Annotated in this window: 1 protein-coding gene; it reads left to right on the top strand. The window is 55.4% G+C overall.

Annotated features, from left to right (window positions below; all coding sequences use genetic code 11):
* Nucleotides 1–1,724: hypothetical protein (locus tag R3C20_26065; GenBank protein MEZ6043973.1), on the top strand; the 1,724-nt coding region annotated here is incomplete at both ends.

Below are 1,724 nucleotides of genomic sequence, written 5' to 3'. Positions count from 1 at the left end.
CCGGGAGAACTCCGGACCCTCTTAAACATTTTCAGGACCTGAATTACTGGCTGCTGCGTCAGGTCACGGCGCAATTCGCATCGCCCGACACACATCAGTCGCCGACTCTGCTGCGTTTTATCGAATCGCTTTCGGATGAGATGCTGGTTTTGATTGATCATCCGGCAGTCTGCGAAGAAGCGATGAAACGAAGTGACGCTCGCGCAGACGCGGGCTTGTTTGATGACAGGCTTGCCCAGCTTCTTTCCCTTGCCGCCCAGTCCGATGATCAGCGTTCGAGAGTCATTCGGCGACTTCTTGAATGGCGAGACAACGCCCATGATCAGGACATTCGATACCTGCTGACCGGGTTTATAGAAGAGCAAGCTGTGAAGTTGCCTGTGTCTTCCATTGCCGATCCGGGATCGCAGCTGCATGAGATTCGCGTCGAGCGGGAAGAATGGGATCGGCTTTCGCGAGCTCAGCTGTCAACGTGGCCGGACGATCAGCTCATCGGGATTCCTGTGCTTTCAAATGTCTATCGGTCTCCCGATACGCCTGTGCGGATACTGGATGTCAATGACATTTATCTCAGCCGGTACATCTGGAATTACAACAGCGTTGCAGACCGGGTTTGTGGTCATGCCGCCCCGGCCATTCCCCCGGGCACAGATGCGGTTCCCTGTCTACTGCCTCTCACGCTGGACACTTCGCGTCCCTATGGCGAATCCAGCGGAACGTTGCTCCGATATGGAACTGTCGTGCTTGGACATTCGTTGCGAACGGTGTCTGCGGTATCTGCAATCAGCCGACGACCGCTCTGGTCGCGAAGCACCAGTGATCTTCGCTACGGTCGGGAGCCGGCCGCGATGCCTTTCGTGGACATTACCATCTATCAGCGGTCTGTTCTGGGCATCACGTCAGCCGGCTCGATCACCATCTGCGGTGGCTCCGATCGCTTTATCTGTCTTCAGGATGAAGGCCGGATTGAGATCATTGATCTCAGCACCGGCACGACGCGCTGGGCACTTCGGGGAGCCATGAAAGAGTATTACGCAACCGCAACTTCGGAAGCAGTGGTTCTTCTGAATACAAGAACGCGCGTGGTGGAATGCCGCAGGCTTTCTGATGGCACCCTGATCGAAGGAAGCCCCCTGACGTCAGATGATGCCATCTCCAGCCTGACGGCCGCAGGACGAGACCTGATTGTGCTGAGACCAGAGCGGGTGAAGAAGAACCCGCGAGTGATGGAATGGATCAATCCAGCCAATGGCTTTGTAAGCCGCCGGATCGAACTGCCCGACGTCACAAGTTTTCAGGTCCTCGACGCAGACACTTTACTGGCGTATTCACCATTGAAGTTCAGCCTGATTGACCTCTCGAATGGTCAGGTTTCCACATTTGATCTACCGGAAGAACTGAGAAATGCGGAATCCGGAGGAACTGACAATGCGATCCGAAGTTCATTGACTCCACGACCAGGACTGTTTGCCCGCGCAGATTTACTGAATGTTTATCTGACGATTATCGGCCCCAAACGTCGCGTGGACCCGATGCAACGAGTGGGGATGCGTTCGACTCCACTGGGCGATGCGTTGTTTGCATTTGATCGAACCACTGGTGAACTGCGCTGGCGGCTGGACACAGAGGACATGACAACCGCAACATTCGAAGAGGCTTCGTCGCCCGTACTGATGATCATCCAGCTTGAAGAATCCAACGCCCGCAATGCGGCCGGCTTTCTC

The sequence above is a fragment of the Planctomycetaceae bacterium genome, assembly GCA_041398825.1.
GTDB lineage: Bacteria > Planctomycetota > Planctomycetia > Planctomycetales > Planctomycetaceae > F1-80-MAGs062.
Note: the sequence above shows the minus strand (reverse complement) of the source record. Positions and strands in the feature narration are given on the sequence as shown.